Source organism: Arenibacter amylolyticus, assembly GCF_002150785.1.
GTDB classification, from domain to species: Bacteria; Bacteroidota; Bacteroidia; order Flavobacteriales; family Flavobacteriaceae; genus Arenibacter; species Arenibacter amylolyticus.
Genome location: NZ_MTAZ01000019.1, coordinates 75559 through 89809 on the forward strand (window position 1 = coordinate 75559; position 14251 = coordinate 89809).

Sequence of the window (14251 nt, forward strand, 5' to 3'; positions counted from 1 at the left end):
GCTTTTATTCAATTAAAAACCTCCAGATCCAATTCAAGAATTAATGAGATTTTGTCGCCGCTACAGTGGCTATTCCGTCATGTTCTTTTAGGAGCTTGCAACGGGATTGAACTGGTGATTTACCTCCGAAAATGCTATGATGTAATTGGCCCCTTTTTTGGAGTTGTCCCTTACAATAGTCCCTCTAAGTTGTCTTACCAAATTATGAATAAGCTTTAGTCCTAAGGTTTGAGAGTTCGCGAAGGAAGTGTTTTCCGGGAATCCTACTCCATCATCCCCAATGAATAGTTGATAGTCTTTAGCGTTTAGCTTTTTAATTTCAATATAGATCTCGCCATATTCTTCATTTTTGATCCCGTATTTTAGAGCATTGGTGATTACTTCGTTAATCAAGAGACCGAGAGGGATGGCGGTATCTATTCCCAACTTAATATTTGGGATTTGAATATTCAGTGTGATATTGTTTTCCTTGCCTTTAAAAGAACGGACCAAATATTCTCCCAACTCTCGCACATAGGATTTGTATTCTATTCTGGAGATGTCTTTGCGATTGTACAGCATCTCATGTACCATGGCCATGGAAATGACGCGATTTTGACTGCTTTTAATGATTTGGCTGATCTTTTTGTCCCCGCTAGTTCTGGATTGCAGGCTTAAAAGACTGGATACCGTTTGTAAATTGTTCTTTACTCTATGGTGAATCTCCTTAAGCAGGTTGTCTTTTTCCTTGATACTTATTTCATTCTCTTTTCTTATTTTTAAAAGTTCCTGATGCGCTTTTACAAGATTTTTCCCCAAAACACTCCCCAGTAGGTAAACGGAGAAGAGAATACTAAGGAGGCTAAACAGGTTTCTGCTTTCCAGGGGAACCACATTCTCCGTAAAATTAAATTGTGCCACACTTTGAGAATAGATGAGCACAATAATAAGTAGGTTGAGGTTTAAATAGATCCTGCCATAGGTCTGGGTGCTAATATAGCCTGTAAAAACTATCAGTGCCAAAACAAAAATAAATGGACTATTGATGCCGCCACTATATAAGGTGACAATTATAGCAGTCGCAAGTGCCATGATGGAGCTTATGTTGTAGGTGAGCGAAAGCGATTTATGTTTGCTATAAAGAACAGTATTGATCAGGTTTAAGATTCCAAAAAATATAAAAACATAGGGGATAATCTGGCTAATTTTAAGGATCGTAAAACAAAGAACACCAAAAATAATGGTAAGGAAGGATGCAATGTAATTTACCCTTAACGTGAAATGGACCTTGTTAGTGAAATGGGGTATGTTTTTAATGGGTATACGCATTAATGTAAATGATTAATGGTGAGTAATCTGACTATGATAACCTAATTGGATTATGGTACTACGTACTTTAATTCAATTAATAAAGTAGGTTACATCAAATTATTTGGGGGAAGTGAATTTGATGGAAAAAAAGGTCGACTTTTCTTTCTGTACTCAATATAATAAGTTTTTTTTAATGTAAGGTCTAAATAGCGAAAAAGTAAATTTAATCTTTGATTTACCTAAGAATATTCTTAGAAGGAAGGATGTTAAAAAAAAGCGCGACAAATAGGGATTCGTCGCGCTGATACTAGGTTTACAGTAGGTCTCTTTTGGATTATTCCTCAATCAATACCCATTCTCCCTTATCAATGAGGGGTTCTGCTTGCTTGTATTTTAAGGTTTTGCTCTCTCCGGACATTACATTTTTAATAGTAACCCGTTCATTTCTTCCAATTTTGGCCTTTTCCCGGACGATGGTCTCGGTAACCTGGGGTCTACCAGACTGATTTTGACCAACAGCCCTGCTTCGTGCTGCCATTTCATCACTATTCGGAATCTCTTCCTTGGAAGTTTTAAGATTTTCCTTAGGTCTGCTAACGTTCCTAGCCTCTTGAATCTCGTTGCTTTGGTTGGGCAATTCTCCCTTGAACAAAAAGGATACTATTTCTTTATTCACCTTCTCTATCATTGCTTTAAAGAGCTCAAACGCTTCAAACTTATAGATAAGTAAAGGATCTTTTTGTTCGTGCACCGCCAATTGAACGGACTGTTTTAATTCGTCCATTTTTCTCAGATGGGTTTTCCAAGAGTCATCAATGATAGCCAGGGAGATGTTCTTCTCAAAATCGGTTATCAATTGCTTTCCGTTAGACTCATAAGCCTCCTGAAGATTGGTTACCACATTCAAGGATTTTATGCCGTCTGTAAATGGAACTACAATTCTTTCAAATTTATTGGCATTGTCTTCATAGACGTTTTTAATAACGGGAAAGGCAATGGCGGCATTCCGCTCCATTTTGTTTTGGTAATGTTCATAAGTGGCCTTATAAATTTGATTGGCCATCTCCTGAACTCCCAATTTGGCAAAGTCCTCCTCGCTTATTGGGGAGGTAATGGAGAAATATTTTATCAGTTCAAACTCAAAGTTTTTGTAGTCGTTGGCAGCCTTGTTGGTATCTACGATTATCTCACAGGTGTCATAGATCATATTGGCAATATCCAATTTTAATCGCTCGCCCTGTAAAGCATGCCTTCTTCTCTTGTAAATAACCTCCCTTTGCGCATTCATAACATCGTCGTACTCCAACAATCGCTTACGAATCCCAAAGTTGTTTTCCTCTACTTTTTTCTGTGCGCGCTCAATGGATTTGGTCATCATGGAATGTTGAATAACCTCTCCTTCTTCCAAGCCCATTTTGTCCATCATTTTGGCCACTCTGTCCGAACCAAATAGACGCATTAGGTTATCTTCCAAGGATACATAGAATTGTGAGCTTCCCGGATCTCCTTGTCGTCCAGATCTACCTCTTAACTGCCTATCTACCCGTCTAGAGTCATGGCGTTCCGTACCAATAATGGCCAAACCACCTGCTTCCTTAACTTCCTTACTTAATTTAATATCGGTACCACGACCGGCCATGTTGGTAGCAATGGTTACAATACCCGCTTTTCCTGCTTCGGCCACAATTTCTGCTTCTTTCTTGTGCAGTTTGGCGTTAAGGACATTATGGGGAACCTTTCTAATGTGGAGCATTCTAGATAGTAATTCCGAAACTTCTACAGAAGTGGTTCCAATCAATACGGGTCTTCCAGCTTTGGAGATTTTGGTCACCTCTTCAATGATACCATTGTATTTTTCGCGTTTGGTCTTATAGATCAAATCTTGCTTATCCTCACGAGCTATGGGTCTGTTGGTTGGAATCTCCATAACATCCAACTTGTAGATTTCCCAGAATTCACCGGCTTCGGTGATAGCGGTTCCTGTCATCCCCGCCAGCTTGCTGTACATCCTAAAATAATTCTGCAAGGTTATCGTGGCAAAGGTCTGGGTCATAGCCTCTATCTTAACGTTCTCCTTGGCCTCTATAGCCTGGTGAAGTCCATCGGAATACCTACGCCCGTCCATAATACGTCCGGTCTGCTCGTCCACAATCATTACTTTATTGTCCATCACCACATACTCCACATCTTTTTCAAAGAGGGTATAGGCTTTTAGCAATTGGTTCATGGTATGGATTCTTTCGCTTTTAATGGCGAAATCCTTGAATAACTCTTCCTTTAATTCTGCCTCTTCATTGATCTCCAAGTCCTGACTTTCAATTTTGGCAATTTCATTACCAATATCGGGCATCACAAAGAAATCCTTATCCCCATCTCCGGAAAGGTATTCTACCCCTTTATCCGTAAGTTCTATTTGATTGTTCTTTTCATCGATAACAAACCAGAGCTCTTCATCTATTTGATGCATTTCCCGGTTGTTGTCTTGCATATAGAAGTTTTCGGTCTTTTGCAGTAACTGTTTAACCCCTTCTTCACTCAAGAATTTAATTAGGGCCTTGGTTTTGGGTAATCCCCTGTAGACACGTAATAATAGAAAGCCTCCTTCTTTGGTATTTCCTTCTTGAATTAATTTTTTTGCTTCCGCCAATACCCCGGTCAAATAAGCTCTTTGTTTGCTAACAATGTCACTTACTTTTGGTTTTAATTCGTTAAACTCATGACGATCCCCTTCTGGTACAGGTCCAGAAATAATCAAAGGAGTACGGGCATCATCCACAAGAACGGAATCCACCTCATCCACAATGGCAAAGTTATGTGGTCTTTGTACGAGGTCCGAAGGGGTGTGGGCCATATTGTCCCTTAGGTAATCAAATCCAAATTCGTTGTTGGTACCATAGGTGATATCAGCATTGTAGGCAGCTCTTCTGCCATCTGAGTTTGGCTGGTGTTGATCTATACAATCTACCGAAAGTCCGTGGAATTCAAAGATAGGGGCCATCCATGCACTATCCCTTTTAGCCAAATAATCGTTTACCGTAACCAAGTGTGCTCCGTTCCCGGTAAGGGCGTTGAGATATAGGGGTAGGGTAGCTACCAAGGTTTTACCTTCCCCGGTCTGCATCTCTGCAATTTTACCCTGATGTAATGCGATACCTCCAATTAACTGAACATCATAGTGTACCATGTCCCACGTGACCTTGGTTCCGGCTGCATCCCAAGAGTTACTCCAATTGGCCTGCTCCCCACTTAAGGAAACATACTCCTTGGTACCAGATAATAATCGGTCATACTCTGTGGCTTTCACCGTGAGGGTCTCATTGTTGGCAAATCTTTTGGCTGTCTCCTTTACCACAGCAAATGCTTCGGGAAGGATCTGGTTAAGAGTTGCCTCCGTAGTGGTATAGACCTCTTCTTTTAAACGGTCTATTTCCCCATAAAGCTCCTCATTCTTATCGATATCAGGGGAAGCCTTAACCTCTTCTAAAAGTGCTGCTATCTTGTCCTGATTCTCCTTTATGGCTTCTTGGATGGTATTCTTAAAGAAGGTAGTCTTTTCTCGAAGCTCATCAAGGGAAAGTTTTTCTAATTCGGATTCAAAGGACTTTATTTGGTCTACCAATGGCTGTAGGTCTTTTACGTCTTTCTTGGACTTGTCTCCTACAAATGCCTTTATGATGGAATTTAAAAAATTCATAGTATTATAATGTTGTTAATGAAAGGACCTAAATAAAGGCCTTTCGGGTACGTCTTATGGCAACGCAAGGTTCGGTTATACTAAAAGCAGTCTCAAAATTACGTAAAAAAAAAGCCTCTGATGAGACTTTTTTGTTGTAATTCCGTTAATATTTTAATACTCGTCCTCGTTCCAAAGATAATCTTCTTCCGTAGGATAGTCTGGCCAAATCTCTTCAATTGACTCATAGATTTCCCCACCTTCCTCTTCCATAGATTGTAGGTTTTCCACAACTTCTAGAGGGGCACCGGTTCTAATTGAGTAATCTATCAATTCGTCTTTGGTCGCTGGCCAGGGTGCATCGCTCAAATAGGATGCTAATTCTAAAGTCCAATACATCGCAATAGTATATTAAATTTTTGCAAAAGTAAATTTTATTGTGTAATAAGCAAGTTGTTTTGATTGAAATATAACTAATTTATTAACAATATATTACTTTCAACGGGTTAATGATATATTTTTAATGGATTTTGTTACTTCTTCTTATCAGGAATCCATTGTGTCTCTTGCACATTAAGTTGTTTAGACAAGTTTCGTGCCAATACAAATAGAAAGTCCGAAAGTCGGTTAATATAGGCTAAAATATGGGCATCTACTCCTGACATTTGGTTTAGATGCGACACTAATCGTTCTGCCCTGCGGCAGATGGTTCGGGAAATATGACAATATGACACTGTTGGGTGACCTCCTGGGAGTATAAAATGGGTCATAGGTGCCAAGCCTTGTTCCATCCTATCGATCTCCTGCTCCAAAAATGTTAAGTCATCCTCGCCTATCTTAGGAATATTGAGTCTGTCCTTTCCATTTTTTAATTTTTCTTTCTCAGGGTCAACCGCCAAGAGTGCACCAATAGTAAAAAGTTTGTCTTGGATAGTCTTCAGTACCGTGTTGGTTAAGGGGTCTGTTTTTTGATCCCTGATTAGGCCTATCCATGAATTTAACTCGTCAATGGTACCATAGCTTTCTATTCGGATATGATGTTTGGGAACCCGGGTGCCACCTAAAAGGCCTGTGGTGCCGTCATCGCCCGTCTTTGTATATATTTTCATAGTGATTTCTTATTTAGATGCGTGTTCTGTGCTTACTTAGGAACAGGGATAACTCTCCCTTTGGACTTCCTTACTTCTGGAAATTCTTGAGTTTTGGAGACATTAAGGGGATAACTATCCTTGGGTTTTCTCCTCTTCTATGGATTTATTGCGATCCTCCATCCGGTGGCCCTCCATAAATTTTCTGGATTTCCGATCCCTCTTTTTCTTTCTGTTTTGGCCTTGGAAAACAAAGTACAGTATAGCAAGTATAGCAAGTACAATATAGATGGTGTAGTCCATTGAATTAAGTTTATGTAGCTTTTATCGTAGTCTAAATTTACGGGTTTAAACTCTAATTTTAAAATGTTCCCTTGCTTGCTCTTGTCTAATAAAGAGAAGGCCCCCAAAATACATATCCATACTTACAGTTACCACCTCCAGCTGCTGAAGGGTTTTCCAAAAGGTGTTCCGTTCCTCATTTCTATAAATTGCCGGGACGTAGATAATACTACCGTTCTTGATTGCTGGGTTTCCTACTACATATTTATCCAAGATGGTTTTGCTTAGGGAATCTAGGCAAAGTAATTTTGAGTTTTGCGCCGTAATAGTTATTCCATGGGAGCTCAATCGCTTTATCAGTGCTTCATTATCACCTACCAGCTGTACCTCCTTTAGTTTAAAGTAATCCAGGCTCTTTAAAAGAATAGCCGTGCTTTTAGGGGAGGGATAATAAGGTGGCTTATAGAGGCATTTGGTGACAAAATTATAAATGAAAGGCGAGTGTACCCCATGTTGGTTGGTAGATGCAAGCCAAAATCTTATATATGATAAAACCCTATAAAGCATTTAAAAAAATCCTGTTTTAAGTGCAAGTTGAACCTTGTCCTTATAATTATAGTGTATCCTTACATGGATAGCTCAAACCATCGTTCGGTTTTCTTTTCTATACTAGCTTCAATGTCACTTAGCTGTATGGAAAGCTCAGTAATTTCCTCTCCAGAAAGGCTGGTGTCTGTGAATTTGTGTTGTAGCGCTTCCTTTTTGGCTTCTAATTTCTCTATGTCTTTTTCCAATTGCTTAAACTCCTTCTGTTCCAAAAAACTAAGTTTTTTTTCCTTTTGGGAATCGGTGCGTTCCGGTTTAGAGCTTTTAATCTCTACTGCTTTTTGTTTCTCGGCCCTTAGGTCTTGTTCCATACTGTCCTCATAGGTTCGGTAATCGGAATAGTTGCCTGGGAAGTCCTCTATATGGGCATTGCCTCTAAATACGAATAAATGGTCTACAATTTTATCCATAAAGTACCTGTCGTGCGAAACCACCAATAGACATCCTGGGAAATCCAATAAAAAACTCTCCAAAACATTCAGGGTAACAATATCTAGGTCGTTAGTAGGTTCATCCAGAATTAGGAAATTTGGATTTTGAATGAGGACAGTACATAGATATAATCGTTTTCGCTCCCCACCGCTTAGTTTCTCAACAAAATCGTACTGCTTTTTGCGATCAAACAAAAATCGCTCTAGCAACTGTTGTGCAGATATCTGTCTGCCTTTCATTAGGGGGATATAATCCCCAAACTCACGGATAACATCAATTACTTTCTGACCTTCTTTAATCTCAATGCCCCCCTGGGTGTAATAACCAAATTTGATGGTTTCCCCAATAACTACCTTACCGCTGTCTGGGGTGTCTTTCCCAGTTAGAATATTTAGGAAGGTAGATTTACCAGTACCATTCTTTCCAATGATCCCAATCCGCTCTCCCTTAATAAAATTATATTCAAACTTATCTAAGATGGGTTTCCCGGGGTAGGATTTAGATATTTTATGGAGTTCTACCACCTTACTACCCATCCGCTCCATATTAATTTCTAGCTGTATCTCATGATCCTGCCTGCGCTTATTGGCTCGTTCTTTTATATCGTGAAAATCATCTATCCTGGATTTGGATTTGGTGGTACGGGCCTTGGGTTGCTTGCGCATCCAGTCTAGTTCCTTTTTGTAGAGTAGTTTGGATTTGTGCTGTTCCACAGCCTCTTGCTCTATTCTGGCTTCCTTCTTCTCTAGGTAATAGGAGTAATTTCCTTTGTAGTTGTATAATTGTCCATTGTCCAATTCCAAAATCTCATTACAAACCCGTTCCAAGAAATACCTATCGTGAGTTACCATGAAGAGGGTGAGATTTTCTCTGGCGAAATACTGCTCTAACCATTCTATCATCTCCAGATCCAAGTGGTTGGTAGGCTCATCCAAGATCAGTAGATCGGGCCTATTGATCAGGGCATTCGCCAATGCCAGTCGTTTCTTTTGTCCTCCAGACAATAAATTAATCTTAATGGAAAGGTCATCCAGCTTTAATTTGGATAGAATTTGTTTATACTGGGTCTCAAAATCCCATGCATCATAACGTTCCATTGCCTCAAAAGCTTTTTGATAGGCTTCTGCATCCTCTGGGTTTTGCAAGGCGTGCTCGTAATTTTGAATCACTTTTAACACCTCGTTGTCCGAAGCAAAAATGGTTTCTTCTATCGTTAGATCGGGGTCTAGGTTGGGCTCTTGTTCCAAGAAGGAGATCCTGACACCTTTTCGCATGTTCACTTGGCCGGTATCCGAAGAATCTTTACCTGCCAATATATTTAATATAGAAGTTTTTCCACTACCGTTTTTAGCGATAAAAGCAATCTTTTGATCCTTGTTAATACCAAAGGAGATATTGGAAAAAAGGGTAAGTTCGCCAAACGATTTGGATAGGTTTTCTACCGTGAGAAGATTCATTGATAATTTATTTTAAACGAGTTGAATGCTGGAAATGCTTCCATAAATACAGATATCGAATTCCTAGCATTATTAAAAGAGGAGTGATTAGTGGTGAAAAAGCCTGAATTTTAAAGATCCATATAATAGCTGTGGCCACTACCATCCCCAAAAGAAACAGTATATATTTGGGGAGCCAAGAAGTGGAAACATTTTTTTTATGGATCACAAAGGCAACCAAGATATTGACTGGGAATACCCAAAATATATTAAAATTATTTACCGTGGCAGTATGGTCCGTAAAGAACCATAGAAGCAGTACCAATAGGCCTGTTAGGCCAGTTAGGGTAAAGAGCGTAACATCTAACCACCTGCTCCGAGCCTTCTTTTTATAATCCCTATAAGTAAGGAATAGCACCCAAAGGGAAACTACCAATATCCAGAATAGGGGAGTACCAAAAAAACTTTGGGCCGTAGCTATTTCTCGCTTACCCAAGATGGTGTTTTCCTTGCCTACTAGGTTGTTGCCTTCCAAGGTAGTGTTGCGTAGCTGATACATCACATAATCTGGTAAGAACATGTGCTCCTTTGAAGTGGCCGTTTTATCAATGACCGATCCCAAGGCAAGGTCTATCCCAAAACTGGACCAGGAATTTAAGGTCAGGTTTTGATGTATCAATTCCCTAAAGGTGTATTTTTCCGCTAGCTTATCCTCAAAAACTAAATTGCTGCCCAAGGTTTCCTCTAAAACATCTCCAATTTTAGTGGCACAATTATTATAGAAGAAATCATATAAATAATCCCTGTTCTCGGGTAAGTGATTGGTTTCAAGATATTGGTATAGCGTATTTTTTTCAGCCGGGTCCAAATTAAGTTGTTGTTCTACCACCCACCGGTTTTCCAATTCATAGGCATAGAGAAAATAGGGGGTTTTCTGCTTGCTTAGGGAATAGTAGAGGTTGCCCATGGCAAAATCCACATAGAACATTGGAGGGTTAAAATCAAAGGTGCCATAATTGTACACCACATCCAATCCCTTTAAAGGGTCTTTTACTCTAAAGGCACTATGGCCAAAGGTGGTATACAGATCGGAACCAGAACCGCAGGTGAGCACGCTGATTTGGGCGGTGGAGGATAACTCTTCCTGTTGTGCCCAACAGAGCATGCTAATACTGAAAAAGAATAAGAATAGTTTGTTTTTAAACCACATATTGAAAAGGGAGACGCTGCTGCTTGTGATAATAGACACAAATATCGAATAAATAAAAGGATTTAGGAACACTGGGAGAGGCGATTGTAAAAAATGGCGTTAATTTTAACAGCATTTTTTATTAAATGGTATTTTTACCCATGTTTGCCTATCTTGGTTCCGAATTTATTTAGCGACTTGTTTCTGTAGGGAATACAGCACTCTATATAAAAATATGAATCCCTTGGTAGGAGCAAGAGGAAACCTGATCCATATCAAAATCACAGGTGTACCAATTGCATAGGATCGTCAAAAAAATAATAAATAGTAACATATGAAAAGACATATCCCAAATTTAATTACCATGTTAAACCTATTATGCGGTTGTATTGCAACGGTGTTTGCGGTTAAGAATCACTTGGATATTGCTGCTTTATTTGTCTTTTTGGGTATCTTTTTCGATTTCTTCGATGGTCTAGCTGCCCGTGCCCTAGATGTGAAAAGTGAACTGGGCCTACAATTGGATTCCTTGGCCGATATGATTACTAGTGGATTGGTGCCAGGAATTGTAATGTACCAGCTATTATCCATGTCTTTGCATGGAGGGTGGAATACAGGGTGGGTCTCCGTGGCCACGGATACTTTGGAAGAGAGTGCCACCGCTTTGCCATGGCTTCCCTTTCTAGGGTTTCTCATCACCTTGGGGTCGGCCTATCGCTTGGCGAAATTTAATGTGGATGAGAATCAGGTGTCTTCCTTTGTAGGGTTGCCCACTCCTGCTAATGCCTTATTGATATTGTCTTTTCCTTTAATTCTCCTTTATCACAACAACGAGGTCTTGAACCACCTAATCTTAAATGAAACCTTCTTGATTGTGACTACCTTGTTGAGTACTTTTTTGTTGAATGCTCCCATAAAACTGTTTGCTCTGAAATTTAAAAATTGGAGTATAAAAAGCAATGCAATGCGCTATGTGTTTATAGTGGTTAGTCTGGTACTAATCCTTACTATGAAGTTTATGGCCATACCAGCTATAATTGCTATTTACATAGTGAGCTCCGTAATAATGCAATTGGACAATAGAAAGCAAGTTCAATAGTCCATTGATGGGTGGGGACTGGCAGAATCCTGGCGTGAAGGTGCCAGGAGTGTATGCTTAAACTATTTGAAAATGGTTAAGAGGGGGCCAGCTTAAAAGTCTAGCTTCTTTTTTCTAAGTTCAAAGTTTTGTCCTAGGTATACCTTACGGACCATTTCATCTGCAGCCAAATCTTCTGGAACCCCGGATTTTAAGATGCCTCCCTCAAACATTAGATAGGAGCGTTCTGTAATGGCCAAGGTTTCTTGTACGTTATGGTCAGTAATTAAAATGCCTATGTTTTTATCCTTTAACTGGGCAACAATTTTCTGAATATCCTCTACGGCAACCGGATCTACCCCTGCAAAGGGTTCATCTAATAGAATAAATTTGGGGTCGGTAGCAAGTGCCCTGGCAATTTCGGTACGTCTTCTTTCTCCCCCCGATAATAGATCACCCCTGTTCTTGCGGATATGACCAAGGCCAAACTCCTCTATGAGCGACTCCATCTTCATTAATTGTTCTTTTTTGCTCAATTTGGTGAGCTGAAGTACGCTAAGGATATTGTCTTCAATACTTAGCTTTCTAAAAACGGAAGCTTCTTGGGCAAGATAACCGATTCCGTGTTGCGCCCTTTTGTACATGGGGAAATTGGTGATCTCTTTTTGGTCCAAAAAAATCTTGCCTCCATTTGGTTTAATCAAGCCAACGATCATATAAAAGGAGGTGGTTTTTCCAGCTCCATTGGGTCCTAACAATCCCACAATTTCACCTTGGTTAACTTCCAGGGAAATCCCTCTGACCACCTGTCGTCCTCGGTAGGACTTCATTATATTTTCTGCTCTTAGCTTCATATTTTTCGTTGCTATTTCCCAAAACTAACCCTTATCTTGATCAAGGGAAAGAATTTGTCGTTTTTTTAACCTTGTAGGTTTTCCAGTTCTTCCCAATATTCATAAGCTTTTCTTAGGTGAGGTACCACGATGGTGCCGCCAACCAAAGTAGCTATTCCCAAGGTTTCCATTACCTCTTCCTTGGTGGCGCCCTCCTTATGGGAACTTTCCAAATGGTACTTTACGCAGTCGTCACAGCGCAATACCGCTGAAGCTACCAGGCCCAATAATTCCTTTGTTTTAACATCTAGAGCCCCGGCGGCATACGCATTGGTATCTAGGTTGAAGATCCTTTTGATTATTTTGTTGTTATCGGCCAAAATCTTCTCATTCATTTTGGTGCGATACTCGTTGAACTCTTTAACTTGATTTGACATGTCGCTTTTCTTTTTTTGCTTCGTTTCGTAAAACAACTTTGGAGATAAAGATACTTACCTGATACAATATCAATATAGGGATCGCTACAATAATCTGGCTAGCTACGTCCGGAGGGGTAATAATAGCAGACAGGATCAATACTACTACAAGGGCTATTTTTCGGTATTTGCGCAGTACATCCGGGGTAACAAGTCCTATTTTGGTTAGGAAATAGATTATTATCGGTAATTCAAAAATGAGTCCACATGCAATTACTGCCGCTCTTACCGTAGATATGTAGGAGCTTAAATCGATCTCCCGTATTACCGTATCGCTAATAGAATACCCTCCTAGGAAATTGATAGACAATGGAGCTACGATATAGTACCCAAACAACACCCCAGTGAAAAATAGGGCAGAGGCAATAAATATAAATCCTTTGGCATTCTGTCTTTCACTATCATAGAGTCCAGGGGCTATAAATTTCCATAATTCATAAAGAACGTAGGGGAAGCCTACAATAAATCCGGCCCAGATAGAAGTCCATATATGTGCAGAAAACTGCTCGGACATTTGCCTACTTTGAACTGTAAACAAAGGCTCAGCGTTGCAAAACGCCTCGCTAAAACCTAATAACTTAGACAGTGTACAGAAGACCTCATAGGTTGGGAAATGGGGCATCATAGGTCCAAAGATGATGGTTCCGAATATAAAATCCTTCATTAAAAAGGCAACACTCCCTATAAGTACAACAGCTAAAGTTGCTCGAATTAAATGCCATCTTAATTCTTCTAAATGGTCTAGAAACGACATTTCATTAGGGGTCTTTTTGTTTTTTGTCATTAGAGTATTCCTTCGTTTATTAAATTATGTAAGTGTACTATCCCTTTATATTGGTCACCATCCACAGCTAGTAGCTGAGAAATGCCTTTAGCCTGCATAAGTTCTAAAGCCTTTATGGCCAAAACGTTCACATCTATTGTCTTAGGGGTGTTGCTCATAATATCCTTGGCGGTTAACCCGTAGATGTTATCGTACTTGTTTAGCATTCGTCGTATATCGCCATCGGTAACGATGCCCACTATCTTATTGTTTTCCATCACCGCGGTGGCACCCAACATTTTTTCAGAAATTTCTACAATCACCGATTTTACATCGCAACTAATGTCCACTTGGGGCACTTGGTTGGTGGTGGCCAGGTCCCCTACCCGTAGGTAAAGTTTTTTGCCTAAGGCACCTCCTGGATGGTATTTTGCAAAATCCTTGCTACTGAACCCTTTTAACTCCAATAGGCATATTGCAAGGGCATCGCCCATTACCAATTGAGCCGTGGTACTGGTGGTTGGGGCTAGGTTGTTGGGGCAGGCTTCTTTTTCTACATAGGTGTTTAGTACAAAATCTGCCTGCTGGGCTAAAAAGGAGTCTTTGTTCCCTGTCATCCCTATCAATTTGTTGTTCCCGCGTTTAATTAAGGGGACCAGCATTTTAATTTCCGCTGTATTGCCGCTTTTGGATATACAGATCACAACATCGTTCTCCTGTACGGTCCCTAAATCCCCATGGATGGCATCTGCTGCATGCATAAAAATAGAGGGCGTACCAGTGGAGTTTAGGGTGGCAACAATTTTTGAAGCTATTAAGGCACTTTTTCCTATACCTGAAATAATTACCCTACCTTTGGAGGTGCGAATGTATTCAACGGCTTTGGAGAAATCATCGTCTAAAAGGGAGGAGAGGTTGTGGATCGCCTCGGCCTCATTTTCAATAGCTTTTTTCGCTATGGCCAGTATATTATGATTACTCAAAATAATGTTAAATTATGTGGTGAAATTTCTATCCTAAAAGAAAATCTTATATTTAAATCGGTAAAATTACATAAACTAAAGTATATAGGATATTTTAATTTTCAAGAAATTAATTTCTGCAA

Annotated in this window: 13 protein-coding genes; 1 reads left to right on the forward strand and 12 read right to left on the reverse strand. The window is 39.8% G+C overall.

The features are described 5' to 3' along the window. Window positions 1-87: 87 nt before the first annotated feature. The 8 genes from BV214_RS09135 to BV214_RS09165 all read right to left on the reverse strand — a co-directional run bounded on the left by BV214_RS09135 (window position 88) and on the right by BV214_RS09165 (window position 10056). Window positions 88-1308, reverse strand: coding sequence for a sensor histidine kinase (locus BV214_RS09135; protein ID WP_086477197.1), 1221 nt, complete (start codon window positions 1306-1308; stop codon window positions 88-90). A gap of 316 nt (window positions 1309-1624) precedes the next feature. Then, a complete protein-coding gene (secA, locus tag BV214_RS09140; RefSeq protein ID WP_086477198.1) occupies window positions 1625-4984 on the reverse strand; it encodes a preprotein translocase subunit SecA in 3360 nt (1119 codons plus the stop codon). Window positions 4985-5137: 153 nt separating this feature from the next. Further along, on the reverse strand, window positions 5138-5362 hold the full coding sequence (locus BV214_RS09145; protein WP_013994285.1) for a DUF2795 domain-containing protein: 225 nt from the start codon (window positions 5360-5362) through the stop codon (window positions 5138-5140). Between the two features lie 134 nt (window positions 5363-5496). After that, window positions 5497-6072: a cob(I)yrinic acid a,c-diamide adenosyltransferase gene (locus BV214_RS09150; RefSeq protein ID WP_086477199.1), complete on the reverse strand. Its 576-nt coding sequence runs from the start codon at window positions 6070-6072 to the stop codon at window positions 5497-5499. 114 nt (window positions 6073-6186) lie between these two features. Then, on the reverse strand, window positions 6187-6354 hold the full coding sequence (locus BV214_RS16770; protein ID WP_176328487.1) for a hypothetical protein: 168 nt from the start codon (window positions 6352-6354) through the stop codon (window positions 6187-6189). A 45-nt stretch (window positions 6355-6399) separates the two neighbouring features. Then, complete coding sequence (locus BV214_RS09155) at window positions 6400-6900, reverse strand: hypothetical protein (RefSeq protein ID WP_086477200.1); 501 nt, start codon at window positions 6898-6900, stop codon at window positions 6400-6402. Between the two features lie 59 nt (window positions 6901-6959). After that, the gene (locus BV214_RS09160; protein WP_086477201.1) at window positions 6960-8828 is read right to left on the reverse strand and encodes an ABC-F family ATP-binding cassette domain-containing protein; all 1869 of its coding nucleotides are present in this window, start codon (window positions 8826-8828) and stop codon (window positions 6960-6962) included. A 7-nt stretch (window positions 8829-8835) separates the two neighbouring features. Then, window positions 8836-10056 carry a lipoprotein N-acyltransferase Lnb domain-containing protein gene (locus BV214_RS09165; protein WP_245806768.1) on the reverse strand — a complete coding sequence of 407 codons (1221 nt, stop codon included), beginning with the start codon at window positions 10054-10056 and terminating at the stop codon, window positions 8836-8838. A 274-nt stretch (window positions 10057-10330) separates the two neighbouring features. On the opposite strand from BV214_RS09165, the gene BV214_RS09170 reads away from it, so the two are divergent. Continuing rightward, window positions 10331-11095 (forward strand): CDP-alcohol phosphatidyltransferase family protein, encoded by a 765-nt coding sequence (locus BV214_RS09170; protein WP_086477203.1) that lies wholly within the window; start codon window positions 10331-10333, stop codon window positions 11093-11095. A gap of 92 nt (window positions 11096-11187) precedes the next feature. Here BV214_RS09170 and lptB read toward each other — a convergent pair whose 3' ends face one another. From lptB to BV214_RS09190, 4 genes are all read right to left on the reverse strand, one after another. Further along, window positions 11188-11928, reverse strand: coding sequence for an LPS export ABC transporter ATP-binding protein (gene lptB / locus BV214_RS09175; protein WP_086477204.1), 741 nt, complete (start codon window positions 11926-11928; stop codon window positions 11188-11190). Between the two features lie 65 nt (window positions 11929-11993). Then, window positions 11994-12344: a carboxymuconolactone decarboxylase family protein gene (locus tag BV214_RS09180; protein ID WP_086477205.1), complete on the reverse strand. Its 351-nt coding sequence runs from the start codon at window positions 12342-12344 to the stop codon at window positions 11994-11996. Continuing rightward, window positions 12328-13167, reverse strand: coding sequence for a twin-arginine translocase subunit TatC (gene tatC, locus BV214_RS09185; RefSeq protein WP_086477206.1), 840 nt, complete (start codon window positions 13165-13167; stop codon window positions 12328-12330). Before tatC ends, BV214_RS09180 begins: the two co-directional genes overlap by 17 nt. Continuing rightward, window positions 13167-14132, reverse strand: coding sequence for a KpsF/GutQ family sugar-phosphate isomerase (locus tag BV214_RS09190; RefSeq protein WP_086477207.1), 966 nt, complete (start codon window positions 14130-14132; stop codon window positions 13167-13169). Before BV214_RS09190 ends, tatC begins: the two co-directional genes overlap by 1 nt. Window positions 14133-14251: the final 119 nt, after the last annotated feature.

Coding starts and splice junctions, on each gene's coding strand:
- BV214_RS09135 (WP_086477197.1), bottom strand. CDS start 1,308: ATGCGTATACCCATTAAAAACATACCCCATTTCACTAACAAGGTCCAT.
- secA (WP_086477198.1), bottom strand. CDS start 4,984: ATGAATTTTTTAAATTCCATCATAAAGGCATTTGTAGGAGACAAGTCC.
- BV214_RS09145 (WP_013994285.1), bottom strand. CDS start 5,362: ATGTATTGGACTTTAGAATTAGCATCCTATTTGAGCGATGCACCCTGG.
- BV214_RS09150 (WP_086477199.1), bottom strand. CDS start 6,072: ATGAAAATATATACAAAGACGGGCGATGACGGCACCACAGGCCTTTTA.
- BV214_RS16770 (WP_176328487.1), bottom strand. CDS start 6,354: ATGGACTACACCATCTATATTGTACTTGCTATACTTGCTATACTGTAC.
- BV214_RS09155 (WP_086477200.1), bottom strand. CDS start 6,900: ATGCTTTATAGGGTTTTATCATATATAAGATTTTGGCTTGCATCTACC.
- BV214_RS09160 (WP_086477201.1), bottom strand. CDS start 8,828: ATGAATCTTCTCACGGTAGAAAACCTATCCAAATCGTTTGGCGAACTT.
- BV214_RS09170 (WP_086477203.1), top strand. CDS start 10,331: ATGAAAAGACATATCCCAAATTTAATTACCATGTTAAACCTATTATGC.
- lptB (WP_086477204.1), bottom strand. CDS start 11,928: ATGAAGCTAAGAGCAGAAAATATAATGAAGTCCTACCGAGGACGACAG.
- BV214_RS09180 (WP_086477205.1), bottom strand. CDS start 12,344: ATGTCAAATCAAGTTAAAGAGTTCAACGAGTATCGCACCAAAATGAAT.
- tatC (WP_086477206.1), bottom strand. CDS start 13,167: ATGACAAAAAACAAAAAGACCCCTAATGAAATGTCGTTTCTAGACCAT.